Below are 24,430 nucleotides of genomic sequence, written 5' to 3'. Positions count from 1 at the left end.
GATGCGCTCCAGGAGAGCGGTGATGTTCAACAACAAGCTCAAGCAAGAAATCCGGCAACTGCGCGAAGACCTGATGTCCATTGAACAGGTCAAGAGTAGTCTCGACAGCGAGATGCTGGTGCTGCAGCTCGACCCTCAGGGACGGATCGAGATGGTCAACGGCAACTTCGAGAGCGAGATGCTCTACCGTGCCGAACAATTGCTTGGACGCAATATCGAGGACATCGTCCCTGCCCACGTAAAGTCGCTGGACTTCTACCAGCGCATGAAAAGCGCGATCAGCCGTGGCGAACACCTGAACGGTGCGTTCCGTCTTCTGCGGGGCAATGGTCAGGAAGCCTGGCTGCGCTCGATCCTGCAGCCGGTGAAGAACAGCGAGGGGCGCATCAAGTACTTCACCCTGCATTCCAGCGACCTCACCCGAACCATCGAGACCTCACGCGAGCACGAAAGCCTGATCAAGGCGTTGATGCGCTCTACTGCGGTGATCGAGTTCGACCTCGACGGCAACATCCTCACTGCCAACGAACGTTTCCTGGCCACCGTCGGCTATCGCCTGGAACAGATTCGCGGTAAGCACCACCGCATGTTCTGCGAACCGCAGGAGGTCAACTCGGCTGGCTACCAAGCGTTCTGGGACCGGCTGCGCCGTGGCGAATATGTTGCCGAGCGCTTCAAGCGCATTGATGCCCATGGCCGGGTGATCTGGCTGGAGGCCTCGTACAACCCGATCTTCGATGCCCACGATGTGCTGTACAAGGTGGTCAAGTTCGCCACCGTGATCACCGATCAGGTCAATCAGGAGCTGGCAGTGGCCGAGGCGGCAGATGTCGCCTACAACACCTCGCTGGGTACCGATGTCAGTGCTCGCAAGGCCACCGAAGTGGTCACCCAGACTGTCACCGTGATGCGTGGACTGGAGGCTTCGATGCAAGAGGCGGCCGACGGCATCCAGGCGCTGGATACCCAGTCGCGGGTGATCGGTTCGATCATCAAGACCATCAGCGACATTGCCGGGCAGACCAACCTGTTGGCCCTTAACGCGGCCATCGAAGCCGCCCGTGCCGGTGAGCAAGGGCGGGGCTTTGCCGTCGTTGCCGACGAAGTGCGCCAACTGGCCTCTCGCACCAGCACCGCCACCGAAGAAATCGCCCGGGTGGTACAGCAGAACGAACAACTGGCGCAGGCGGCAGTGTCGATCATCGACACCAGCAAGCGCCAGGCCGAACAGGGGCTGGCGCTGGCGGATGAGACGGGCAGCGTGATTGTCGAGATCCAGGACGGGGCGAAGCGGGTAGTGGACGTAGTGGGGCAGTTTTCCAGCCGGCTGAGTCTTTGATATGGCTTGGGGTTTGTAATGGCCATGGGATCGAGCTTCGCCTGCGCGGCGCTCGATCTCAAGAACGATAAAAATTTCCAGCCTTACCCACAGCAACAACTGAACAGCTGAACTTCGCCGAGCATGCCGGAAACGAAGTCGCATTTTCCTACAACTGACTCAGAAACCTCCGATCCGAATCCATGATGGGATTTCCCCCTGCACACGTTGTCAGGGAGACACCTCATGTACCTGGATTACCTCGTGCCCTCCTGGCACGAGATCGAGTCACGTGTCATCGCCATGGTGGGCTACCCAAGCGGTGGCCAGTTCCGCACCAGCCTCAATGAAGAGGTCGCCTCACTGGGCCTCAACCTGCGCCGGATCGAAGCTGTCCGCACAGCCTTCTACCACGCCGAATGGCAGGCGGCGCACCTGCTACGCCAGCGCTTCGCCGACCTCGACATCAACAGCATCGTCGACGAACTGCTGAGGGTCGTGCAGCAGATGGCGATGATCGTCGTCGGCAGCACCGTTACCGGTGGCCTGCTTGGCGCAGGGGTCGGCGCATTCGCCGGCGGCGCCGGAACCATTCCGTTCGCCGGCGCAGGCGCGGCCATGGGCCTTAAGGTCAGTGGTTGGATCCTTGGCGCGCTGGGGCTGGCTTCCATTGCCGAGTTCTTCATCGAGGGCTTGCCGCGTATCGGCGAGTACTACGTCGATGGCATCCGCTTCGCCTGGGAAGGCACCTGCGGCAATGAAGGCACCGGCCCGTTCTGCCGGGACGACCCCTATGCGATATCCCGGGCCACGCATCAGATTGCCCAAGGCCATGTGGAAGTCGTGGTGCTGTTGTTGGGGGCAATTGTGTCGTACCTCACCCGCGGGCGCGGCGATGCCCGGGTGCTGGCCCAGGAAATGGCGGCCAGCCGCAAAGGCGCGCGGCTGGGGCAATGGATGCTCCAGCATGAAGAGGGGTTGAAGAAACGGCCGGATCTGCAGGTGCCGGAGCGGCGCAAGGGGGCGATGGATGATCCGCAGCCCGTTAGCCCGAATCAGCCCAGGAAAGCACCAACAAAGACCCATCCGGGCGCGATGGCATTGCATAACGTTGAATGTTTCAAAGCTGATAAAGTACCGGAATACAAAATAGGCGAATTCAAACGACAGTTGAATGGCCAGGAAGACGGGCTCAACTGGATGACCGTTGAAGAATTTTTGGAAAAAGTTGAAAACCCAAATCAGCGCAATAAAGGGCTCGCCCAGAGAGCGAGAAAAAAGGAGCAAGAATTTATCAAGGAAAAAATTGAAAAAGAGCTCAGGAAAACCATGGGCCCATTTGAAGCGCAACGGGTTGCAATAGAAAAAGCCAGAAACCGGATGTCAATTACAGCAGCACTGCACAATCCGGATCTCGTCGCCGGAGGTAGAGACGTCATATCGGACTTTGGGGACCGCCAGGTAAACTCAGTGATAGGCGCCCAATGGAAAACCAGGATACCCAACTTAAAGAAAGCGGCCGAAACGGTATCCCTGGAGTCCAGAGGCTCAATCCGCATGAATGTCAAATTACATAAGTGCTAAGGTGAGAAGTTTGAAATGGATAAAGTATTTGCCAGTTTGATTGAGAATTTCGGTCCGCCGATTGACCGCCGGGAAGTACCTGGCTCCTCAATCGAAAGATACAGAGACAAGCTTCCTCCCAAGCTTTTGGAATATTGGTCCGAGCATGGGTGGGGGGGCTACGGTGAGGGCATATTCTGGCTAGTCAATCCGCAAGAATACGACGCCGTAGTTTCCTGCTGGATTGCAGGCACGGCACTTGCTTCGCACGACAGCTATCATTTGGTTGCAAGAAGTGCCTTCGGAGACTTGTACCTTTGGGGAGAAAAAACTGGATTTTCATTGGAAATAACAAGCGTTGGGTCTCAGTATATATTTTATCGAACTGAATTCACAAAGGAACAACTAAATACTGAGCTTCAAGGCTTTATTTTGTCAAGAGAAGTGGAGTCAATGGATTTCAACGGTCTCTTCAATCCTGCCAAGGAAAAACTGGGTAGACTTAAACATGACGAGATGTACGGCTTTTTCCCCGCGCTCATGCTGGGCGGGGCTGACTCCCTGCAACATCTCAAAAAAGTCAGCGCTGTTGAACACTTGATCTTTCTGGCGCAATTGACAGATCTTCAACCTTACTCCTTTTCCGAGCAGCCAGATTAATGCCGCAGTCAACCGCCAGGCTGAGCAAAGGCTGGCGCTGGCCGACGAGACTGGCAGCGTGATTATAGGGATTCAGGACGGGGCGCAGCCGGTGGTGGATGTGGTGGGGCAGTTTTGCAGCCAGTGGGGCAGTGAACCAGGCCAGTCACGCTCTGCTTTTTTGTGGGAGCGGCCTTGTGTCGCGATAGGGCCGCAAAGCGGCCCCAGCAATCNATCGCGACACAAGGCCGCTCCCCTAGGGGCCCGCGCCATTCATGTCAATCGCACACGGCCCAGGAATCAGCTCCGCTCCCGCACCCAGAACAACGTAGCCCCGGCCACCGCCGCCGGCATCATCAGCACGTTCACGCCTGGAATCATCAGCGCCAGGTAGGTGATGCCGCCAAAGCCCAGGCTCTGCCAGCGCTTCTGCCGCAGCCAAGCGAGCATGTCCTGCCAGCTCATCTTGTTGTTGTCCGCCGGGTAGTCGATGTACTGGATGGCCATCATCCACACGCCGAAGATCAGCCATAGCGGCGCAGCCACCACGTTGACCACCGGGATCAGCGACAGGATGAACAGGCCGATGGCGCGTGGCAGGAAGTAGCCCAGCTTGCGCATTTCGCGGCTGAAGGTGCGCGGTACCATGGCTGCCAGCTCGCCCCAGCTGAAGGCTGGGAAGGTGTCTTCGCCACGCACTACCACCTCGACCTTTTCCGCCAGAAAACCGTTGAACGGCGCGGCAATGATGTTGGCCACCAAGGTGAAGGTGAAGAACACCATCAGCACCAGCAAGGCAACGAACAGCGGCCAGAGGATGTAGCTGAGGAAGCTCAGCCAGTCAGGCAGCGTGGGCATCAGGGCATCGAGCCACAGGCCGAACTGGTGGCCGGCGAAGTAGATCAGGCCACCGAACAGCAACAGGTTGACTGCCAGTGGCAGCAGCACGAACAACCGCAGGTTGGGGCTCAGCACCAGTTTCAGGCCTTCGCGCAGGTATTGGGGGCCAGAGAGGACAGGGGCTTGCATCTAGAGACTCCGCAGAGAAGGAAAACGCGCTGACCTTACCGAGTTTGCCGCGCCGACGAAAGGCACGCCGTGGGCGGGAAACGGGATGTAACAAAAGCGCCCGGGGCTTGTTTATCGATGAAATCGCAGCATAGGCGATGCCTATGAGGTGGATTGTCTAAGGATATTTCCTTAATCTTTGCGACCTCGCTACAGTGCGCTCAACTTTTCGCTTTGCGGGCCTGCGCGTTTTAGCCTTCCCCAAGTGCTGCGTGGGTCCTTTTTAATTTCTTGGCTGGCGCAGCCGGTACACCGATGCCGGCCCTGCGGCCCGCTCGACAGGAGTTCGACATGTCTGAAGTACGTCATTCGCGCGTCATCATTCTCGGTTCCGGCCCTGCCGGTTACAGCGCTGCGGTGTATGCCGCCCGTGCCAACCTCAAGCCGCTGCTGATCACCGGCATGCAGGCGGGTGGACAGCTGACCACCACCACCGAAGTCGACAACTGGCCGGGCGACCCCCACGGACTGACCGGCCCGGCTCTGATGCAGCGTATGCAAGAGCACGCCGAGCGTTTTGAAACCGAAATCGTCTTCGACCACATCAACGCTGTCGACCTGGCCAACAAGCCGTTCACCCTGCAGGGTGACAGCGGCAAGTACACCTGTGATGCGCTGATCATCGCCACTGGCGCCAGCGCTCGCTACCTGGGCCTGCCGTCGGAAGAAACCTTCATGGGCAAGGGGGTTTCGGCCTGTGCCACCTGTGACGGTTTCTTCTACCGCAACAAGCCGGTCGCCGTGGTCGGTGGTGGTAACACTGCCGTGGAAGAGGCACTCTACCTGGCCAACATCGCCAGCAAAGTGACCCTGGTACACCGTCGCGAAACCTTCCGCGCCGAGAAGATCCTGGTCGACAAGCTGAACGCCCGTGTGGCCGAAGGCAAGATCGAGCTCAAGCTCAACGCCACCCTGGACGAAGTGCTGGGTGACAACATGGGTGTAACCGGTGCGCGCCTGAAAAACAACGACGGCAGCAGCGACGAAATCAAGGTCGACGGCGTGTTCATCGCCATTGGCCACACCCCGAACACTTCGCTATTCGAAGGCCAGCTGACCCTGAAAGACGGCTACCTGGTAGTCAATGGCGGTCGCGAAGGCAACGCCACCGCTACCAACGTCGAGGGTGTGTTTGCCGCTGGCGACGTGGCTGACCACGTTTACCGCCAGGCCATCACGTCGGCCGGTGCGGGCTGCATGGCGGCGCTGGATGTCGAGCGCTACCTGGACGGTTTGGCCAACGCCTCGTTCTGATCTGAGAAAAAGGGGGGCAAAGCGCCCCCAATAAAAAACCGGCCAAGCGCCGGTTTTTTATTGTCTGCTATCAGCTCACAGGCTCAGTCGCATCGACAGGTCCACCGCTTTCACATCCTTGGTCATGGCGCCAATCGAGATGTAGTCCACCCCTGTCTCGGCAATCACCCGCAGGGTCGTTTCGTTGACCCCGCCGCTGGCTTCAAGTTTGGCTTTGCCAGCGGTAATGCGCACGGCTTCGCGCATTTCTTCCAGGTTCAGCTCGTCGAGCATGATGATGTCCGCGCCAGCGGCCAGCGCCTGGCGCAGTTCGTCCAGGCTTTCGACCTCGATTTCCACCGGCTTGCCCGGCGCAATGCGGTGTGCTGCGGCCACCGCCTCGGCTACGCCGCCGCTGGCGGCGATGTGGTTTTCCTTGATCAGGAAGGCGTCGTACAGGCCTATGCGGTGATTGTCGCACCCACCGCAGGTCACTGCGTATTTTTGCGCCAGGCGAAGCCCCGGCAGGGTTTTGCGGGTATCCAGCAGGCGCACCTGAGTGCCGGCTACCAGGTCGGCGAGGAAGCGCGCACGGGTGGCGACCCCCGACAGCAGCTGCAGGAAGTTCAGTGCGCTGCGCTCCCCACTGAGCAGCGAACGGGCCGGGCCTTCCAGGTGGAACAACGGCTGATTGGCAGTGGCCTGCTCACCGTCGGCCACCTGCCAGTGCACTGCAACGCGCGGGTCGAGCTGGCGGAATACGGCATCGACCCAGGCGGTACCGGCGACCACGCAGTTTTCACGGGTGATGATGGTCGCCTTGGCCAGGCGCTCGGCCGGGATCAGTTGCGCGGTGATATCGCCACTGCCGATGTCCTCCAACAGCGCGCGGCGCACGTTGGCTTCAATTTCAGCGGTCAGGTCGGCAAGGCGTAGGTTCGGCATGGTCGGCTCCACAAGCTAGGTGCCCGCGATTATAGGGCAGGGGGCCGGTGTGTACAGCCGCCTTGGCGCTGACCTTTGGTCGGACGTCGTGAGTAATCGGAGCCGATCAGGGTCATTAGCCAGCCAGCGAAACGGCGCTGGTAGCTATGCGATTTTTTACCGATAATGGTGACTGGTATTTGGCGCCATGGCGTTGACGATTTTCCAGCCCTTTCGGGCAAGACACCCTGCAAGGAGTCCAGGATGCAAAAAGAAGGCAAGGTGGTGCCCTTGGCGGCAGCCATCGACCGAGGGGGGCGCACGCCTCATCCTTGCCTTCCGGTCGTGTTGCTGCAGGTGCGCGACAAGGCCGCGTTGCAGTTGCGTCAGGGCCTGCAGGACTTGTTCGACAATGCCGATGACATGCTCTTCGAAATGGCCGACAAGGCCTTTGACCGCAGTGACCAGAACCTGTACTTCGAGGCCATGCGTGACCTGCGCCTGAAGCGCAAGAGCATCGAGCGTGGTTTTCTGGATACGTTCCATGATGCTTTCCTCCGAGCCGGCCAGGTCGACTTGCTGGCAAACCTGGTCGAGCCGGGCAACCCGCGCAGCAAGGCTCAAATGGAGCGGGCCGCCGCCATCGAGGGCATGGTGGTGCGGGTGCTGTCACGCGATGGCATCGCCCTGCAGCAACTGGGTCTGCGCCTGCAGGCATTGCTCGACCGCCCCCTGTACGAGCAGCACAACCCATTGGGGCCAGCCGCGCTGTGTCGTTACTTTCTCGATGCCGGGCGTAATCTGGGCGTTGGCCTGCGGGTCAAGCTGGTGTTGCTGAAGCTGTTCGAGCGTTATGTACTGCGCGATGTCGATGTGATCTATGGCGAAGCCAACCAGTTGCTGGCCGCTGCCGGCGTGCTGCCCGAGCTGCAACCGGCGCCGCGCCGGCGTGCCGAAGACCGGCGCATGCGTGCGCGACCCGGGCCGGCGAACCTTGGCCAGGAGGAGGGGGCGGACGCCGCAGGGCAGGCGTTGTTTGCCTCGTTGCAGGCACTGCTGGCGCCGGTGCGCGGGCAGTTCGCTCCGCGCTTGCACGCGGTGGCTGCCGCCCAGCCGATCAGTACCGCTGACCTGCTCCGGCTACTGTCGCATTTGCAGCGCTATGTGCCCGCCACGTACGAGGCCGATGACTTCGAGCTCGGCCAGCAGCTTGAGCAACTGCTGTTGCGGGTGAGTGTGCGCAGCGGCACGCGTCGGCGCCTTCACGTGGCTGACGAAGACATGATCAACCTGGTTGGCCTGCTGTTCGCGTTCATCCACAACGACGACAACCTGCCGGCCAGCCTGCGGGCGCTGATTACGCGCCTTCATATTCCCCTGCTCAAGGTGGCACTACTGGACAAGGGGCTGTTCAGCCGGAGTAGCCACCCGGCGCGCCGTTTGCTCAACGAAATCGCCGGCGCCGCGATTGGCTGGGAGTGCGGCAGCGAGTGCCAGCGTGACAGCTTGCACATGCGGGTAGAGCGGATCGTCCAGCGCCTGCTCAATGATTTTGCCGACGATGCCAGCCTGTTCGCCGAGTTGCTCGACGACTTCCTGGCATTCAATCAGGACGAACGGCGACGTAACGAGTTGCTGGAGCAACGCACTCGCGACGCCGAAGAAGGCCGTGCCCGGGCAATGCAGGCCAGGCAGCAGGTGCAGCACGTGCTCAACCAGCGCCTGCGTGGCCGGGTACTGCCGCAGGTGGTGGTGCAAATGCTGGTGCAGGCCTGGAGCCAGGTACTGCTGCTGGCTTGGCTGAAACAGGGCGAGGCCTCACAGGCCTGGCACGACGCAGTGCAGACGATGGACATGCTGCTGGCCAGCATCACGCCGCCACATGAGCCACAAGCCTTGCTGCAGCAGGTGCCAGGCCTGCTCAAGGCGCTGCGCGATGGCCTGGCCAGCGTAGCCCTGGACGCGGTGGCGACTCGCGAGTTCTTCCTGCAACTGGAACAGTTGCACCTGCGGGCCTGCGCAGGTAATGAGGCGCTGCCGGGGGGCCAATCCTTGGGCGATGTGCGGGTGGCTGAAGAGATTGTGCTGACGATTGCCGAAGAGCCCGCCTGCGTGCCCCTGCACGCTGCCGACGGGCAGGCTGCAGCGCTGCGCCAGGCGCAACGCCTGCGCATCGGCACCTGGGTCGAGGTGCTCGACGAGGATGAACCACTGCGCTGCAAGCTAGTCGCGCGCATCGACAGCAGTGACAGGCTGGTGTTTGCCAACCGCACCGGCATGAAAGTGCGCGAGTGGAGCAGCGCCAGCCTGGCCCAGGCACTGCAGCGGCACGAAGTGCGCGTACTGGATGATCGCCTGTTGTTCGAACGGGCGCTGGAGGCGGTACTTGAGAGCTTGCGGCAAGGGCAGGCGCAATAGGCAGTCGCATTACAATCATTCACATGCACACGGCGTTGGCCGCAGGGCATACTGTGGGCATGTTCACGGCGTTTTTCAGGATCTGCCCATGCAATTGGACCGTGCCACTGGCTGGTTCCACGGAATCGGAATCACCCACTGCCCCTCGCCGAACTTCAATGCGCGCCCCGAAGGCGAATCGATTTCCCTGCTGGTGATCCACAACATCAGCCTGCCCCCGGCCTGTTTCGGCACGGGCAAGGTGCAGCAATTCTTCCAGAACCGCCTGGCCCCTGATGAACACCCGTATTTTGCCAGCATCAACCACTTGACTGTGTCGGCGCACCTGTTCGTCGAGCGTGACGGCGCGGTGACGCAGTTCGTGTCGTTGCATGACCGTGCCTGGCATGCGGGTGTGTCGAGCTTTGACGGGCGCGAAGGCTGTAACGACTTTTCCATCGGCATCGAGCTGGAAGGCACCGACGACCTGCCCTATACCGATGCCCAGTATGCGGTGCTGGAGCAACTCACCCGGCACATCCGCAGTGCCTGGCCGGCCATCGACCTGAACCGCATTCAGGGCCACAGCGACATTGCCCCGCAGCGCAAGACCGACCCCGGCCCGGCCTTCGACTGGCCGCGCTACCGCCAGGCGCTGCAGCACAACGAGGACAAGGCATGAGTTTTCTGGTGTTGGTGCTGGCGCTGTGGGTCGAGAAGTTTTCGGCGCTGCGCCATAAGGTGCAGCGTGACGGGTTCTTTCTTGGTGAACTGGTGCGCCTGGAGCGCAGTGGCAAGGTGCACCCGTGGTGGACGTTGGCCATCCTGGTGTTGGCGCCGGTAGCGCTGCTGGTGTTGCTGCTGCATGTGCTGGAGCCGGTGGCGTATGGTTTGCTGGCGTTGCCGGTGCACCTGCTGGTGCTGATCTACAGCCTGGGCCGCGGCGATGCCAAGGCATCGTTGGGGGCGTTTCGTGATGCCTGGCGGCGGGGGGACGATCAGGCGGCGCTGCACGTAGCCGAGCGCGACCTGGGCCTGGTGGCCGATGAACCGCACAGCTTGCTGGTGCGGGTGCAGGGTAACTTGCTGTGGCAGGTGTACCAGGGCTTTTTTGCGGTGATCTTCTGGTATTTCGTACTGGGCCCTGGCGCTGCGCTGGCTTATCGATTGTTGGCGCTGTGTAGTGAGCACAGCAAGCAGCCGGCTTTGAAGGCGCGTGCCGAGCAGTTGCGGCACATCATGGACTGGTTGCCGGTGCGGGCGCTGGCGTTGAGCTTTGCCCTGGTGGGCAACTTCCTCGCGGTGACACGGGTGATGCTGCACGAGGTGCTCAACTGGCACATTAGCGCCGGGCACCTGGTGGCTCGGGTGGGGCGGATTGCCGATGACATTCCCGAGGAGGAGGACAGCCAGCGCGGGTTGGGGCGGCTGGACAGCCTGTGGGAATTGCTGTTGCGCTGTGCAGTGCTGTGGTATGCCGGGTTCGCGCTGTGGACCGTGCTGGTCTGATTCGGGGCCAATCGCATCCCACGCGAATCCCGGTCACCCGAGTTTCACCAGCCGAACAACGTGCAAGCATTGCGGGTGCTGGCCTGTGCCAGCACCTCGACATCCAGCTCCATCACGTGCGCCAGCGCCGTGGCAATTTCCGGCAGATGCTCCGGGCTGTTGCGTACCCCCGGGTACATCGCCGGTGCCATGTCCGGTGCATCAGTCTCCAGCACCACACTGTCCAGTGGCAGCCGCGCCAGAGTCTTGCGCAGCCGCAGCGCCTGCGGCCAGGTACCCGCACCGCCCAACCCAAGCAGGAAGCCCAGCTTGATGTACTCGCGGGCCTCTTCGTAGCTGCCGGCAAACGCATGAATCACCCCCGCCCGCGCTGGCTTGTAGCGCTTGAGTGTGGCAATCACCTGGGCATGGCTGCGGCGCACGTGCAGCAGGGCCGGTAGTTCGAAGTCGCAAGCCATCTGCAGTTGCGCTTCGAACAGCGCCTGCTGGCGGGTCTTGTCAAGGTCTGCGAGGTAATAGTCCAGGCCAAACTCACCTACGGCACATAGCCGCGGGTTGTCGCGCAGGCGCTCCAGCCACTCGCGCAACTGCACAAGGTGCTCAGGGCGATGCTGGTCGAGGTAGACCGGGTGCAGGCCAAGCGCGGCGAACAGGCGCGGCTCGGCGCAGGCCAGTTCCCACACCCGCTGGAAATTCGCCTGGTACACCCCCAGCACCACCATCCGCTCCAGCCCACGGGCCGCCGCGTTGGCCAGCAGGCGCGGACGGTCGGCGTCGAAGTCGGGGAAGTCCAGGTGGGTGTGGGTGTCGATCAGGCGCATGTTCAGGCCGCTGAGATGCGTTGCTTGAAGGTGCGGCCAACGGCGTGCACGCCGGGTTCATAGCGGTTTTCCTCGATGGCGGCCAGTGCCAGTTCAAGCGCAGTGGCGGCAATCTGGCCATGCTGCTGGGCCATGGCATTGACCGGCAGCGGCAGGAAGTCGAGCAACTGGTTGTCGCCAAAGGTACCCAGCTGCAGTTGGCGCGAGTCGACCGGGCGCGCCTGGAGGGTGTCGAACACGCCCTGCAACAGCACGTACGAAGTGGTCACCAGAGCATCCGGCAGGCCCCCCAGGTCGTCGATCAGTTGCTGCATCAGGCGTTGGCCGCACTCACGGCTGAACGCTTCGCCCTGATAGCGGCGCACTTCGCCGGTATAGCCTTGCAGGGCTTCGTCGAATCCGCCGGCACGCGCCTGGCTAACCGACAGCTCGGGGCGCGCGCCTATCAGGGCGATGCTGCGTGGGGCCGAGCTGAGCAGGCTGGCGGCCAGCTGGCGGCTGGCATCGCGGTCGTCGCTGATCACCGAGCAGAAATGTGCGGGGTCCAGGCGGCGGTCGATGGCAATCACTGGCAGGCCTTTGTCCTGCAGCTCGCGGTAGCTGTCATCTTCTGGGGGCAGGCAACTGGCAACGAACAGCGCATCGCATCGGCGCGCACGGAACAGTTGCTGCAGTTGGCGCTCGCTGTCTGGCTGGTCGTCGCTGCTGGCGATCAGCAGCTGGTAGCCGCGGGCGCGGGCGCCTTGCTCCAGTTGCTTGGCAATGCGGGCGTAGCTGGGGTTCTCCAGATCCGGGAGAATGAAGCCCAGGGTGCGGGTATGCCGGCTGCGCAGCCCAGCAGCCTGCGGGTTGGGGGTGAAGCCGTGGGCTTCGACCACCGCGCGTACCCGCTCGACAGTACTGTTACTGATGCGCTGCTGTTCAGCCTTGCCATTGATGACGTAGCTGGCAGTGGTCACGGACACACCGGCCAGACGGGCGATATCGCTGAGTTTCACCGAATTTTCCTTGTTATTTCCGGGGCTGCCTGTAAGGCCAGACCGGGTAGTTTGACCCGGTACAGGCATCACGCGCAGACGACCATTGTCGCAATTGTCCGACAGGATGGGGCTTTTTACTGGGCAGATTATCGAGTAACGTGGCCGTCTGGTCAGATTAAACGTTTCAGCTGCCGAATTTTCTGCCTCGGCTGCCACCTGCGCAAGGCTGCTGAACTGGCCCTTTATGTGAATTTCACAACAATACTCCAGTACCCGAACGGGAACTGCAAAAGGAGAAGGTCATGCTCGAGCTCGCCAATGAGCAGATAGCCATGGGCCAGAAGGCCGCCGACAAGGCCGAGGCATTGCGCCTTTTGGCGGATCGGCTGGTTGCGGACGGTCTGGTCGCCGAGGGTTACCTGCAAGGGCTGCAGGCCCGGGAAGCACAAGGCTCCACGTTCCTTGGCCAGGGCATCGCTATTCCCCATGGTACGCCGCAAACACGTGACCTGGTGTATGCCACTGGCGTGCGCCTGCTGCAGTTCCCCGAGGGAGTAGACTGGGGTGACGGGCAAATGGTCTACCTGGCCATTGGTATTGCCGCCCGCTCCGACGAACACCTGCGCCTGCTGCAGCTGTTGACCCGGGCGCTGGGCGAGACCGACCTGGCCGAAGCCTTGCGCCGGGCCAGCTCTGCCGAAGCGCTGCTCAAGCTGCTGCAGGGCGCGCCCCAGGCGCTGGCGCTGGATGCGCAGCTGGTCGGCCTGAACGTGCCGGCAGAAGACTTCGACGAACTGGCCTGGCGCGGTGCCCGCCTGCTGCAACGTGCCGACTGTGTCGACAGTGGCTTTGCCGCCGTGCTGCAGCAGGCCGAGCCGCTGCCGCTGGGAGAGGGCCTGTGGTGGCTGCACAGCGAGCGCCAGGTTCGTCAACCGGGCCTCGCCTTCATCACCCCGCAGCAACCGCTGCGTTACCGCGACCAGCCGCTCAACGGTCTGTTCTGCCTGGCCAGCCTTGGGGCCGCTCACGAGGCCCTGCTCGAGCGTCTGTGCGAAGTGTTGATCGAAGGCCGCGGGCAGATGCTCTACCAGGCCACCAGCAGCCGTGCGGTACTGGAAGTGCTGGGCGGTGAAGCGCCGGCGGACTGGCCTAGCGCACGTGTCGTGCTGGCCAATCCACATGGCTTGCATGCGCGCCCGGCCAAGGTGCTTGCACAACTGGCCAAAGGCTTTGAAGGGGAAATCCGTGTGCGCCTGGTCGATAGCGCGCAGCCAGCCGTATCGGTGAAGAGCCTGAGCAAGCTGCTCAGCCTCGGCGCACGCCGTGGTCAGGCACTGGAACTGGTAGCCGAACCGAGCATCGCTGCCGATGCCTTGCCGGTGCTGCTGGCGGCTATCGAGCAAGGCTTGGGTGAAGAGGTAGAACCGCTACCGCAGAGCGTCGCGCCCATTGCCGATGACGTACCCGAAGTACTGCAAGCACCAGCGGCCGGCAGCCGTATCCAGGGTGTGGGCGCCGCCCCCGGCATTGCCAGCGGCCCGGCGCATGTCTGTGTCGAGCGTGAGTTTGACTATCCCTTGCGGGGGGAATCGTGCGCCCTGGAGCGGCAGAAACTGCGCGAAGCCTTGGCTACCGTCAATGGCGAACTGCAGGCTTTGGTCCTGCGCAGCGACAAGGCCATTGGCGAAATTTTCGTCACCCACCAGGAAATGCTTGCCGACCCGGCCCTGAGCGACGATGTCGAACAGCGCCTGGCCCAGGGCGAAAGCGCTGCGGCCGCGTGGATGGCCGTGATCGAAGCTGCGGCCCGTCAGCAAGAGGCGTTGCACGATGCGCTGCTCGCCGAGCGCGCCGCCGACCTGCGCGATATTGGCCGCCGCGTGCTGGCGCAGTTGTGTGGTGTGCAGGCGCAGACTGAACCCGAGCAACCCTATGTGCTGGTGATGACCGAAGTCGGTCCATCCGATGTCGCCCGCCTGGACCCCAACCGGGTTGCCGGCATTGTCACCGCCCAGGGCGGCGCCACGGCCCACAGTGCCATCGTCGCCCGGGCGTTGGGCATACCAGCAGTGGTCGGCGCGGGTGCATCGATACTGCTGTTGGAGAGTGGTACGCCGCTGCTGCTCGATGGCCAGCGCGGTGTGGTCAGCGTCGCACCGCCAGCGGATGAGCTGCAGCGGGCGCTGGCCGAGCGTGACCTGCGCGAGCAACGCCTGCAGGCCGCCTGGGCCAACCGCTTCGAGCCGGCTATCACCCGTGATGGGCATGCCGTCGAGGTGTTTGCCAACATCGGCGATAGTAACGGCATCGCCAAGGTGGTGGAGCAGGGCGCCGAAGGTGTCGGCCTGCTGCGCACCGAACTGATTTTCATGGCCCACCCTCAAGCGCCGGATGTGGCTACTCAGGAAGCCGAGTACCGCCGCGTGCTCGATGGCCTCGATGGGCGCCCGCTGGTGGTGCGCACTCTGGATGTTGGCGGCGACAAACCGTTGCCTTACTGGCCGATCGCTGCCGAGGAAAATCCCTTCCTCGGCGTGCGCGGCGTGCGTTTGACCCTGCAGCGCCCGCAAGTGATGGAAGACCAGTTGCGCGCGTTGCTGCGGGCCGCCGACCAGCGCCCGTTGCGTATCATGTTCCCGATGGTTGGCCAGGTGCACGAGTGGCGTGAGGCTCGGGCCATGGTAGAGCGCCTGCGTGCAGAAATCCCGGTAGCCGACCTGCAACTGGGCATTATGGTCGAGGTACCTTCAGCGGCCCTGCTGGCAGCGCAGTTGGCGCGTGAGGTGGACTTCTTCAGCATCGGCACCAACGACCTGACTCAATACACCTTGGCCATCGACCGTGGCCATCCCAGCCTGTCGGCACAGGCCGATGGCCTGCACCCGGCGGTATTGAGCCTGATCGACATGACCGTGCGCGCCGCCCATGCCCACGGCAAGTGGGTGGGCGTGTGTGGCGAGCTGGCGGCCGACCCGCAGGCGGTGGCCGTGCTGCTGGGGCTGGACGTGGACGAACTCAGCGTCTCCGCGCGCAGCATCGCCGAAGTCAAGGCACTGGTTCGCCAGGCCGATCATCAGACAGCCCGCGCCCTGGCGCGCGAGGCCCTGCAACAGGACAGCGCCGCAGCAGTTCGCGCGCTGGTGGAGCGTTACTGAATGGCCAAGATCCTCACTCTCACCCTGAACCCTGCGCTGGATATCACCATCGGCCTGGACACTCTGCGCCCAGGGCAGGTCAACCGTAGCCAGGCGCAGCACAGTCACGCCGCGGGCAAGGGGTTGAACGTTGCCCAGGTACTGGCCGACCTGGGGCACAGCGTAACCGTGGGCGGTTTCCTGGGGGCCGACAATCTGCAGCCCTTCGAGGCGCTGATCGACGGCCGCGGTTTTATCGACTGCTTTGTCCGTGTGCCGGGCGAAACCCGCAGCAATATCAAGCTGGTCGAGGCCGATGGCCGCGTGACCGACATCAACGGGCAGGGCCCGGAGGTCGACGAGGCGGCACGCAGTGCCTTGCTGGACAGGCTGGAACAGATTGCCCCCGGTCACGATGCCGTGGTGGTGGCCGGTAGCCTGCCGCGTGGAATCAGTGCCGACTGGTTCCGCCAGTTGCTCGAACGGTTGAAGGCCCAAGGCCTCAAGGTAGTCCTGGACAGCAGTGGTGAAGCCCTGCGTGTCGGCTTGCAAAGCGCGCCCTGGTTGGTCAAGCCCAATACCGAAGAACTGGGCGAAGTGCTGGGCCTGGCTGTGGATAACCTGGCGCAACAGCGCGCCGCCGCCAAGCGCCTGCTGGACAGTGGCGTTGAACACGTGGTGGTGTCTGCGGGCGAGCAGGGCGTCACTTGGTTCAGTCGCGATCTGGCCCTGCAGGCCCGCCCACCCAAGGTGCGGGTGGCCAGCACGGTGGGGGCGGGGGATTCGCTGGTGGCCGGCATGGTCCACGGCCTGCTGCTGGCCGAGGCGCCTGCGCAGACGTTGACCCGGGCCACTGCCATCGCCGCCCAGGCCGTTACCCAGGTTGGCTTCGGCATCCATGACCGCGAGCACCTGGCGCAGTTGGAAGCGGCCGTGCAACTGACAGAACAACAAGAGGGTTGCCGATGAACATTGCCATAGTCACCGCCTGCCCCAATGGCCAGGTATCGAGTGTACTGAGTGCACGCTTGCTGTCCGCCGCCGCCCAGCGTCGCGGCTGGAGCACCAGCGTCGAAGTGCAGAATACTGAACACCCCGAGCGGCAACTGAGCGCCGCACAGATCGCCGAGGCTGACTGGGTGCTTGTGGTCAGCACCGGGCCGGTGGACCTGGCCCGCTTCGTCGGCAAGCGCCTGTACCAAAGCACGCCGTCCCAGGCGCTGGCTGATCGCGAAGGCTTTCTCGACGAAGCGGCAGCCAACGCCGAACTGCTGGCCGCTGTGACAGGCACCCCCGCCGCAGTTGGCAGTGCTGGCGCTCGCATCGTTGCCGTCACTGCATGCCCGACCGGCGTAGCCCATACCTTCATGGCCGCAGAAGCCTTGCAGCAAGCCGCACAGCAACTGGGCTACCAGTTGACCGTCGAGACCCAGGGCTCGGTCGGTGCGCGCAATCCCTTGTCTGCTGAAGCCATCGCAGCGGCGGACGTGGTGCTGCTGGCCGCCGACATTGAAGTACCCACTGCACGTTTCGCCGGCAAACGTATTTACCGTTGTGGTACTGGCATTGCCCTCAAGCAGGCCCGCGCTACCCTGGACAAAGCCCTGGCGCAGGCCTCGGTGGAAAACGGTGCCGACGCTGCAGCGGCGACCACGCCGGCCAAGGGCGAGAAAACCGGCGTGTACAAGCACTTGCTGACCGGTGTGTCGTTCATGCTGCCGATGGTGGTGGCCGGCGGTCTGCTGATTGCCCTGTCGTTCGTGTTCGGTATCGAGGCCTACAAAGAGGCGGGCACCTTGCCGGCGGCGTTGATGCAGATTGGCGGTGAAGCCGCCTTCAAACTGATGGTTCCGCTACTGGCAGGCTATATCGCCTGGTCCATCGCCGACCGCCCCGGGCTGGCCCCGGGCATGATCGGCGGCCTGTTGGCCAGCACCTTGGGGGCCGGCTTTATCGGTGGCATCGTCGCCGGTTTCCTCGCCGGTTACAGCGCCAAGGCCATTGCCCGATGGGCGCGCTTGCCCAGCAGCCTGGAGGCGCTCAAGCCGATCCTTATCATTCCATTGCTGGCCAGTCTGTTCACCGGCCTGGTGATGATTTACGTGGTCGGCCAGCCGGTAGCGGCGATGCTCGAAGGCCTGACGCACTTCCTCGACAGCATGGGCACCACCAATGCCATCCTGCTGGGGCTGTTGCTGGGCGGCATGATGTGCGTCGACCTTGGCGGGCCGATCAACAAGGCCGCCTATGCGTTCTCGGTGGGGCTGTTGGCCTCATCGAGCTACGCGCCAATGGCGGCGACCATGGCCGCCGGCATGGTGCCGCCGATTGGCTTGGGTATCGCCACCTTCCTGGCCAGGCGCAAGTTCGCCCAGAGCGAGCGCGAGGCGGGCAAGGCGGCGCTGGCGCTGGGGCTGTGCTTCATCTCCGAGGGGGCGATTCCGTTTGCCGCCAAGGACCCTTTACGGGTGATTCCGGCCAGTATCGCCGGTGGTGCGTTGACCGGGGCATTGTCAATGTATTTTGGCTGCAAGCTGATGGCGCCGCATGGCGGCTTGTTCGTGTTGTTGATCCCCAACGCGATCAACCATGCGTTGCTGTATTTGCTGGCGATTGTGGCGGGTAGCCTGGTGACAGCGGTGGTGTATGCGGTTATCAAGAAGAGCGAGGGTGTGGAGTTGGCCGTGGCGCCTGCTAAAAGTGTATGAGCAGACCTCGTTCTGTGGGAGTGGCCTTGTGTCGCGAAAGGGCCGCGAAGCGGCCCCGGCATTATTTGCATCGACGCTGAAATCCCGGGGCTGCTGTGCAGCCCTTTCGCGACGCAAGGCCGCTCCCACACGGATCGCGCCAGCTTTCAGAAATTGAGCAAGACAGTTGGTCCCACAGAGCCGGCGTTGGCCTTTCAACGGCGATGCTTCTGCCGCAACGGCACCAGTAGATCACCCAGCCCGTTGTGATCGATCTCATGCATCAATGCCAGCAACCCGCCCAGTTCTCCTGCCGGGAAGCCCTTGCGCGCAAACCACGCCAGGTAGTCACCGGGCAGGTCGGCAATGATCCTTCCCTGGTACTTGCCGAACGGCATGCTGCGGGTCACCAGTAGTTCGAGGGTTTCCGGCTTCATCTTCGCGCACCTGGCTGTGGAAAGGCGCCGACCATACTGCAATCTGCACGAAGCCCCAAGCGGCAATCATGCAGAACGCCGTAATCAGCAGTCGCCAATAAAGCTATAACTTATTGAATCGTAAGGGGTTTGTGTTTTTTAAAAGCGTGGCACGAACACTGCAACTCTCTAGAGGACTATCACCTGCCAAGGAGTTCGACCATGAGCAACCCCAACAAAGACGTGATCGACGTACTCAACGACCTGATCGAGTACAGCAAGGATGGCGAGAAAGGTTTCAAGGCCTCGGCCGATGATGTTAAGAACCCCGAACTGAAAGCGTTCTTCGTCCAGCGTGCGGGTGAGTGCGCCAACGCTGCCAGTGAATTGCAGGGCGAAGTACGCCGCCTGGGCGGCGACCCGGAAACCTCTACCAGCATCAGTGGCGACCTGCACCGCGGCTGGGTCAACCTCAAGTCGATGGTCACCGGCAAGGACGAAGAAGCCGTGCTGAACGAGGTGGAGCGTGGCGAGGACCACGCCCTCAAGGCCTACAAGGAAGCCCGCGAAAAGCTGGTGAAACTGGGCCGCACTGCCAGCGACATGACCTACAGCCTGGTGGAAAAGCAGCTGCAAGGCGTTCAGCGCAACCATGACCAGGTCAAGGCCCTGCGCAACGCTGCTCGCGCCCGCTTCTAATCGAGCGGGCCCTCTACCCGATTTCGGCCATTGGCCTTGGCGCGGTAGAGCGCTTCGTCCGCAGCACCCAGCACCCTGCCAAGGTCATGCTGGGTGCCGGACAGACCGATACCGATGCTCACGGTCACTGCGTGGGCATCATCCGCAAACGGCGCCAGCGCCTCGACGCTGGCGCGGATGCGTTCAGCCAGTAGCTGGGCCCCGGCCAGATCGGTTTCTGGCAGCACTACCTGAAACTCCTCCCCACCATAGCGCGCAGCCAGGTCCGCGGGGCGACGAATGCAGGCCTCGATGGCCTTCGCCACTTCGCGCAAGGCATGGTCGCCACCGGCATGGCCATGGCGCTGGTTGAATGCCTTGAAGTGGTCCACGTCCACCATCAGTATCGCCAGCGGCTTACGGCTACGTTGGGCGCGGGCCCATTCCTGGCGCAGCACATGGTCCAGCCTGCGGCGGTTAGCCAGGCCAGTCAGGCTATCGGTTGAAGCGAGCATCGCCAGGTTTTCTTCGGCTTCGTGGCGGCGGCGCAGTTCGCGGCCGAGCAGCAACGTCAGCCACAGAATGCCCACGCACAGACCGCCGGTGGCGACGCTGACCAGAATGGCGGTGCGGCGCCAGGACTGAAACACCTCGTCGGCCGAATGCACCACCAGTACGATCAGGGGCAATTGCGCGACCCGGGCGAAGGTGAATATGCGCGGCTTGCCGCTGCTGTGGGAGCGGGCGGTGAAGCTACCGCTCTGTTCACTGAGGATGCGTTTGAAATTGGGCCGTTCGGTGTAGTAGGTGCCAATCAGTGGGTCCTGCCCGCGGTAGGGCTGGCGGACGAGCAACTGCCCATCGGTATTGAACAGGTTGATGCTGCTTTCGTGGCCAATGTCCAGGCGCTGGAACAACTCATTGAAGTACGACAGGCGCAGCGCACCCGCTGCCAACCCGGCGAACTCGCCATTGGGGCCGGAGATACGTCGGCTGAAACTGATACACCAGTCCAGGTCGCCAAGCTTGGCCTTGAAAGGGGGGCCCACCAGCAAGCCGAGGTCGGCATTGTGCTGGTGGGCCTTGAACACCCCGGTGTCGCCGAAGTTGGCCTTGCGCGGCACGCTGCTGGTGGAGTCGCCGACGACATTGCCTTGCTTGTCCAGCCACAGCACGTCACCGCGCTTGCGGTCGACGAAGGCTTCATTGAACAGCAGGCGCTGGCGTATCGGGCCGGGGACTTCCGGCAGTTCCTTGCGCCCGACGGCCCAGATCAGGCCTTGCAGTGATTGGTCGTAGAGTTCGACGTTGCGCAGTATGTCGCTTTCAATCAGCTGGACGATGTTGTTCGACGAGCGCACCGCCGACTGCTCGACACTTTCGCGCTCGCGGGCAAGCAGGTAGCTGACGATGGCCACGATGGCGAGCACGGCAAGGCAACTGCCCAGGTTGAGGATCAGCTCGGGGTGCGACCTGTAGATTGCGAAACGCGGGGATTGGGTGGGCATGCTCGCTACTGCGTGGGCAGGGCCATTCGCGGCGGCGGTATTCTAGGGAAGCGGGGATTGTCGGACAAGATTTGTCCGACGGAAGCACGGTGTACTGTTCTTTTCGATTTGCCGTGGGCCCCTGTAGGAACGGGTTTATCCGCGAACATCGGCGAAGCCTTCTTCGCGGGTGAACCCGCTCCTACACTGGCAGCAAAAGATCAGAACACGTTCAGTGGGTAATCGACGATGACCCGCACTTCATCGTTGTCGCTGTTGCTGTCGATCGACGCATAACCCTGGCTGCCGCGGTGGGTGGCATAACGCACCAGCACCGACAGGTCCTTGAGGTCACCTTCCTGGAACACGTATTTCACGTCCAGGTCACGCTCCCAGTGCATGGCGTTCTTGCCATCTTCACGGTAGTAGTCGTAGTGAGTGGTGTCCTGAGTGGCCTTGGTCAGGTCAGCCTCGCCGCGCGAGTAGGACAGCGAGGTAGACAAACCAGGCACGCCGACACCGGCGAAGTCATAGCCGTACTGCAGTTTCCACGAACGCTCGTTTGGCGCGTTGAAGTCCGAGTACATGCGCGAGTTGTCCAGGTACACGCTGTCGCCCAGGTTGATGTAGTCGAATGGCGTGTTGCCGTTCACTCGCTGGTAGGCGGCGGTGACGCTGTGGAAGCCTGCATTGACGGTGAAGTGCACGCTGTAGGTGTTGTTGTCGATCTTGCCTAGCAAGGCCTGGCCGGTGTCCTGGGTGTGATAGAAGTGTACGCCCGGGTTCAGGCTGACCAGGTCATTGACCACATAGGTGTAGTCGAAGTCAGCGTAGTACTGGTTCCAGATGTCCTTCAGCTCGGCGGCGTACAGGTTGGCGGTGATGTTTTCGGTACCGCTCCACGACGCGCCGGCCCAGTTCAGGTGCTTGCTCTTGTCGTGCTCGTCCAGTGACCCGTAGTAGGTGTCGATGCGGCGGTGGCCGCTCTGGTTGTACGGGTGGGTGAAGCTGACCTGGCCGCCTTCGAGCAACAGGCCATCAATGCTGGTGTTGGTCAGGCTTACACCGCGGAAGGTTTGCGGCAGCATGCGCGTTTCACCGCCGGCGATCACCGGGTTGGTGAGGAACAGGTCACCGGCTTTCAGTTCGGTGTCGAAGGCCTTGAGCTTGACCGCAGCACCGGCAGTGGAGAACGAATGCGGGGCAGCGCCCAGTTCGCCGTCGTCCTTGATGTGTTCGGGCAGGATGCTGGTGCCGGCATGGCCGCCACCGCCGTCGAGCTTCAAGCCCAGCATGGCATGAGCATCCAGGCCAAAGCCGACCACACCTGGGGTGTAGCCCGACTCGAAACGCGCTACCGCGCCCTGGCCCCACTCGCGGGTGTCGCGCACGCCGGCATTGTGGTTGTCGCGGTTGAAGTAGGCATTACGAAAATGCAGGTTGAAGGACGAACCTTCGATGAAGCCATCAGCCTTGTCTTCATCTGCCTGGGCGGCGAAAGGGATCGTTGCAGTCAACGCAATGAAAAGCGGGGTAAAACGAAACGCGGAAGGCACCGGTACTAGCTCCTTTGGTCTGACGGTGGGGCAGTTTTTATATTTGAATGTGCGTCTTTTTTATAGGTACACGTTACAGCCGGGCTGAGCGTTAAAGCAATTGAGTAGGAGGCGGGTTCACACCCGCCGTCCTCTCACACCACCGTGCGTACGGTTCCGTACACGGCGGTTCAAGCTATGCGGCTAAGCCGGTTGATCGTATCCAGTATCGAGACCAGTCCGAGTCGATCCCATAGTTTCTTCGGCAGCGCCTGATTCATATGTGGCGCCCCCGAGTTCCACCATGGGCCTCGGCCGTTATAGGCCGATTTACAGGCACGCTCCTCGCTTAAGCCCAGACGCATCAGGTTGCGCGCCCTCGTAGAGGGCTGTTTCCATTGGCGCCAAATGGCACAGCGGAGTTTGTGCCTGATCCAGCCATCCAGCTCCTCAAGTGGCCGCTTGCTCTGGCTGAGCTTGAAGTAACCCGCCCAACCTCGTAGTACGGGGTTTATCCGCTCGATGGTGTTTGCCATCTTGCGGCCCCGCGCGCCGCATAGCAGCTCTGCGAGCCGGTCGCGCAGGCGACTCAGGCTCACCGTTGCCACCCGCAACCTTGGCTGCTGATGCCAGCTCATCCCATAACCCAAGTAATCACACTTCCAGGCTCTCGCGACTCGACTCTTCTTCTGATTCACCGTCAGTTTCAAACGTTGACTCAGGAAGCGCTCGACACTAGCCAGTACCCGTTCGCCAGCCCGAGGACTGCGCACATAAATGTTCGCGTCATCGGCATAGCGCACGAAGCGATGGCCCCGCCGCTCCAGTTCGCGGTCAAATTCATCGAGCAGGATATTCGACAGCAGCGGCGAGAGCGGGCCGCCTTGCGGCGTCCCTTCCTGCCGTGGACTGACGACACCGCCTGACATGACTCCCGCTTCAAGGTAGCGACGGATAAGCCTAAGTACGCACTTATCTTTGACCCGGCGCTCGATACAGGCCATGAGGATGTCGTGGTTGACCCGATCAAAAAACTTCTCCAGATCGACTTCCACGCACCACCGGTGCCCCGATGCCACATGGGCACGGGCCATCTCGACAGCTTGATGCGCGCTCCTGCCCGGACGGAAGCCGTAGCTAAAATCCGAGAACAAAGGATCGAAGAATGGCGTGAGTTGTTGCAGCAATGCCTGCTGGATCAGGCGATCCACGACGCTGGGAATTCCCAGTTGCCGCGTGCCGCCCTGCGGCTTGAGAATTTCAACCGCACGTACGGCTTGGGGATGGTATTCACCGGCCAGCAATCTGCCTTTGAGGATTGGCCAATACTGATTCACATAGCCTGCAAGGTCGGCGACCGTCATGCCATCGGCACCCGGCGCTCCCTTATTGCTGACTACGCGCTTATACGCACGTCTGAGGTTGGCCGGTGCGAGCACCCGCTCCATCAGCGTGTCCGGCTCTGCGTTCGTCCACGCCGATGACGCCGTCGATACCTTTGCGCTGTCAGGCATCATCCTCGGCTTCTGGCCGGGATTCGGAGTGACAGATTCCGTTTTAGGAAATTTCTGCATTGCGGCTACCAACGAGACAGTGACGCCTACTGGCGGCATAACCTGTTCGGCCCTTGGTGACGCGGTTAACCGCCACTTACTACGGCCTCGGCTGACTTCTGCACGCTCATCCCGTCGCCTCTCGACGCTCGGTAGCACCAAGGCAAGCGTACAGATCTCCCAGGGTAATTCGCGTGACCTTCCTGCTTATGCCTGTCGGATTTACGTCGCAGCGTTCCGTGCAAGTATTGGGCTTTGACGATTATGGCCGTCTTGCCCCGCTGCGCCGCCTGATCCGCTTCCTGTTCGTCAGGCCAGCATTTTGCCTCGGGCTTCCTTCAGATTCGTAGTCGCCCACGACACCCTTGCCTCTGGCTAACACTTCCCCTTGCCGGGTGTGTAGAGGACTTTCACCCCCAAGTCACCAGCGAGGCCACCACAGCCAAGCTGGTTGCGCTATCGCGCAACGCGCCATGCCTGGCGCACCA

General features: G+C 62.2%; 19 protein-coding genes and 1 pseudogene. 12 read left to right on the top strand and 8 right to left on the bottom strand.

The window, feature by feature from the left end; all coding sequences use genetic code 11:
* Position 1: 1 nt before the first annotated feature.
* From ACTJJN_RS25005 to ACTJJN_RS24990, 4 genes and pseudogenes are all read left to right on the top strand, one after another.
* Positions 2-745 (top strand): annotated as a pseudogene (locus ACTJJN_RS25005) (PAS domain-containing protein); the annotation flags it as partial.
* Positions 746-907: 162 nt separating this feature from the next.
* Positions 908-1,339 carry a methyl-accepting chemotaxis protein gene (locus ACTJJN_RS25000; protein ID WP_370626866.1) on the top strand — a complete coding sequence of 144 codons (432 nt, stop codon included), beginning with the start codon at positions 908-910 and terminating at the stop codon, positions 1,337-1,339.
* 225 nt (positions 1,340-1,564) lie between these two features.
* Entirely contained in the window at positions 1,565-2,902 is a 1,338-nt protein-coding gene (locus ACTJJN_RS24995) for a DUF6861 domain-containing protein (RefSeq protein ID WP_440781703.1), read from the top strand.
* Positions 2,903-2,917: 15 nt separating this feature from the next.
* Positions 2,918-3,541 (top strand): GAD-like domain-containing protein, encoded by a 624-nt coding sequence (locus ACTJJN_RS24990; RefSeq protein ID WP_012051208.1) that lies wholly within the window; start codon positions 2,918-2,920, stop codon positions 3,539-3,541.
* Positions 3,542-3,820: 279 nt separating this feature from the next.
* On the opposite strand, the gene cysZ is transcribed toward ACTJJN_RS24990, so the two are convergent.
* A complete protein-coding gene (gene cysZ, locus ACTJJN_RS24985) occupies positions 3,821-4,549 on the bottom strand; it encodes a sulfate transporter CysZ (RefSeq protein WP_004575866.1) in 729 nt (242 codons plus the stop codon).
* A gap of 330 nt (positions 4,550-4,879) precedes the next feature.
* Here cysZ and trxB point away from each other — a divergent pair, with 330 nt between their 5' ends.
* Entirely contained in the window at positions 4,880-5,842 is a 963-nt protein-coding gene (gene trxB, locus ACTJJN_RS24980; RefSeq protein WP_003247318.1) for a thioredoxin-disulfide reductase, read from the top strand.
* 75 nt (positions 5,843-5,917) lie between these two features.
* Here the strand turns inward: trxB and nadC are convergent, their stop codons facing one another.
* The gene (gene nadC / locus ACTJJN_RS24975; RefSeq protein WP_012051209.1) at positions 5,918-6,766 is read right to left on the bottom strand and encodes a carboxylating nicotinate-nucleotide diphosphorylase; all 849 of its coding nucleotides are present in this window, start codon (positions 6,764-6,766) and stop codon (positions 5,918-5,920) included.
* A gap of 243 nt (positions 6,767-7,009) precedes the next feature.
* Between nadC and ACTJJN_RS24970 the strand changes: the two genes are divergently transcribed.
* The 3 genes from ACTJJN_RS24970 (at position 7,010) to ampE (ending at position 10,651) form a co-directional block, all read left to right on the top strand.
* Entirely contained in the window at positions 7,010-9,163 is a 2,154-nt protein-coding gene (locus ACTJJN_RS24970; protein WP_012051210.1) for a DUF1631 domain-containing protein, read from the top strand.
* An 88-nt stretch (positions 9,164-9,251) separates the two neighbouring features.
* Complete coding sequence (ampD, locus tag ACTJJN_RS24965; protein ID WP_004575862.1) at positions 9,252-9,824, top strand: 1,6-anhydro-N-acetylmuramyl-L-alanine amidase AmpD; 573 nt, start codon at positions 9,252-9,254, stop codon at positions 9,822-9,824.
* Positions 9,821-10,651, top strand: a complete 831-nt coding sequence (gene ampE / locus ACTJJN_RS24960; RefSeq protein WP_003247314.1) for a regulatory signaling modulator protein AmpE — start codon at positions 9,821-9,823, stop codon at positions 10,649-10,651. Before ampD ends, ampE begins: the two co-directional genes overlap by 4 nt.
* 44 nt (positions 10,652-10,695) lie before the next feature.
* On the opposite strand, the gene ACTJJN_RS24955 is transcribed toward ampE, so the two are convergent.
* Together ACTJJN_RS24955 and cra are read right to left on the bottom strand one after the other, a co-directional pair.
* A complete protein-coding gene (locus ACTJJN_RS24955; protein WP_003247313.1) occupies positions 10,696-11,472 on the bottom strand; it encodes a TatD family hydrolase in 777 nt (258 codons plus the stop codon).
* A 2-nt stretch (positions 11,473-11,474) separates the two neighbouring features.
* Entirely contained in the window at positions 11,475-12,470 is a 996-nt protein-coding gene (gene cra, locus ACTJJN_RS24950; RefSeq protein ID WP_017148101.1) for a catabolite repressor/activator, read from the bottom strand.
* Positions 12,471-12,754: 284 nt separating this feature from the next.
* Between cra and ptsP the strand changes: the two genes are divergently transcribed.
* The 3 genes from ptsP to ACTJJN_RS24935 are packed head-to-tail and all read left to right on the top strand — an operon-like array spanning position 12,755 to position 18,294.
* Positions 12,755-15,607: a phosphoenolpyruvate--protein phosphotransferase gene (gene ptsP / locus ACTJJN_RS24945; RefSeq protein WP_440781702.1), complete on the top strand. Its 2,853-nt coding sequence runs from the start codon at positions 12,755-12,757 to the stop codon at positions 15,605-15,607.
* Positions 15,608-16,555 (top strand): 1-phosphofructokinase, encoded by a 948-nt coding sequence (gene pfkB, locus ACTJJN_RS24940; protein WP_012051215.1) that lies wholly within the window; start codon positions 15,608-15,610, stop codon positions 16,553-16,555. It abuts the gene before it with no gap.
* Positions 16,552-18,294, top strand: a complete 1,743-nt coding sequence (locus ACTJJN_RS24935) for a PTS fructose-like transporter subunit IIB (protein WP_440781701.1) — start codon at positions 16,552-16,554, stop codon at positions 18,292-18,294. Before pfkB ends, ACTJJN_RS24935 begins: the two co-directional genes overlap by 4 nt.
* 194 nt (positions 18,295-18,488) lie before the next feature.
* On the opposite strand, the gene ACTJJN_RS24930 is transcribed toward ACTJJN_RS24935, so the two are convergent.
* Positions 18,489-18,710: a DUF3820 family protein gene (locus ACTJJN_RS24930; protein WP_003247308.1), complete on the bottom strand. Its 222-nt coding sequence runs from the start codon at positions 18,708-18,710 to the stop codon at positions 18,489-18,491.
* Between the two features lie 201 nt (positions 18,711-18,911).
* Between ACTJJN_RS24930 and ACTJJN_RS24925 the strand changes: the two genes are divergently transcribed.
* Positions 18,912-19,388 carry a ferritin-like domain-containing protein gene (locus ACTJJN_RS24925; RefSeq protein WP_440781700.1) on the top strand — a complete coding sequence of 159 codons (477 nt, stop codon included), beginning with the start codon at positions 18,912-18,914 and terminating at the stop codon, positions 19,386-19,388.
* Here the strand turns inward: ACTJJN_RS24925 and ACTJJN_RS24920 are convergent.
* From ACTJJN_RS24920 to ltrA, 3 genes are all read right to left on the bottom strand, one after another.
* A complete protein-coding gene (locus tag ACTJJN_RS24920) occupies positions 19,385-20,875 on the bottom strand; it encodes a sensor domain-containing diguanylate cyclase (protein ID WP_440781699.1) in 1,491 nt (496 codons plus the stop codon). The two genes, ACTJJN_RS24925 and ACTJJN_RS24920, sit on opposite strands and share 4 nt — an antisense overlap.
* Positions 20,876-21,075: 200 nt before the next feature.
* Positions 21,076-22,410: an OprD family porin gene (locus ACTJJN_RS24915; RefSeq protein WP_012051218.1), complete on the bottom strand. Its 1,335-nt coding sequence runs from the start codon at positions 22,408-22,410 to the stop codon at positions 21,076-21,078.
* Positions 22,411-22,580: 170 nt separating this feature from the next.
* Complete coding sequence (gene ltrA, locus ACTJJN_RS24910) at positions 22,581-24,002, bottom strand: group II intron reverse transcriptase/maturase (protein WP_221101214.1); 1,422 nt, start codon at positions 24,000-24,002, stop codon at positions 22,581-22,583.
* Positions 24,003-24,430: the final 428 nt, after the last annotated feature.

It is taken from the genome of Pseudomonas sp. 22515 (genome assembly GCF_052044625.1).
GTDB lineage: Bacteria > Pseudomonadota > Gammaproteobacteria > Pseudomonadales > Pseudomonadaceae > Aquipseudomonas > Aquipseudomonas alloputida.
Note: the sequence above shows the minus strand (reverse complement) of the source record. Positions and strands in the feature narration are given on the sequence as shown.

Coding starts and splice junctions, on each gene's coding strand:
- ACTJJN_RS24955 (WP_003247313.1), bottom strand. CDS start 11,472: ATGCGCCTGATCGACACCCACACCCACCTGGACTTCCCCGACTTCGAC.
- ACTJJN_RS24925 (WP_440781700.1), top strand. CDS start 18,912: ATGAGCAACCCCAACAAAGACGTGATCGACGTACTCAACGACCTGATC.
- ampE (WP_003247314.1), top strand. CDS start 9,821: ATGAGTTTTCTGGTGTTGGTGCTGGCGCTGTGGGTCGAGAAGTTTTCG.
- ampD (WP_004575862.1), top strand. CDS start 9,252: ATGCAATTGGACCGTGCCACTGGCTGGTTCCACGGAATCGGAATCACC.
- ACTJJN_RS25000 (WP_370626866.1), top strand. CDS start 908: ATGCGTGGACTGGAGGCTTCGATGCAAGAGGCGGCCGACGGCATCCAG.
- pfkB (WP_012051215.1), top strand. CDS start 15,608: ATGGCCAAGATCCTCACTCTCACCCTGAACCCTGCGCTGGATATCACC.
- ptsP (WP_440781702.1), top strand. CDS start 12,755: ATGCTCGAGCTCGCCAATGAGCAGATAGCCATGGGCCAGAAGGCCGCC.
- cysZ (WP_004575866.1), bottom strand. CDS start 4,549: ATGCAAGCCCCTGTCCTCTCTGGCCCCCAATACCTGCGCGAAGGCCTG.
- ACTJJN_RS24920 (WP_440781699.1), bottom strand. CDS start 20,875: ATGCCCACCCAATCCCCGCGTTTCGCAATCTACAGGTCGCACCCCGAG.
- ACTJJN_RS24970 (WP_012051210.1), top strand. CDS start 7,010: ATGCAAAAAGAAGGCAAGGTGGTGCCCTTGGCGGCAGCCATCGACCGA.
- ACTJJN_RS24935 (WP_440781701.1), top strand. CDS start 16,552: ATGAACATTGCCATAGTCACCGCCTGCCCCAATGGCCAGGTATCGAGT.
- ACTJJN_RS24995 (WP_440781703.1), top strand. CDS start 1,565: ATGTACCTGGATTACCTCGTGCCCTCCTGGCACGAGATCGAGTCACGT.
- ACTJJN_RS24990 (WP_012051208.1), top strand. CDS start 2,918: ATGGATAAAGTATTTGCCAGTTTGATTGAGAATTTCGGTCCGCCGATT.
- ACTJJN_RS24930 (WP_003247308.1), bottom strand. CDS start 18,710: ATGAAGCCGGAAACCCTCGAACTACTGGTGACCCGCAGCATGCCGTTC.
- ltrA (WP_221101214.1), bottom strand. CDS start 24,002: ATGCCGCCAGTAGGCGTCACTGTCTCGTTGGTAGCCGCAATGCAGAAA.
- nadC (WP_012051209.1), bottom strand. CDS start 6,766: ATGCCGAACCTACGCCTTGCCGACCTGACCGCTGAAATTGAAGCCAAC.
- trxB (WP_003247318.1), top strand. CDS start 4,880: ATGTCTGAAGTACGTCATTCGCGCGTCATCATTCTCGGTTCCGGCCCT.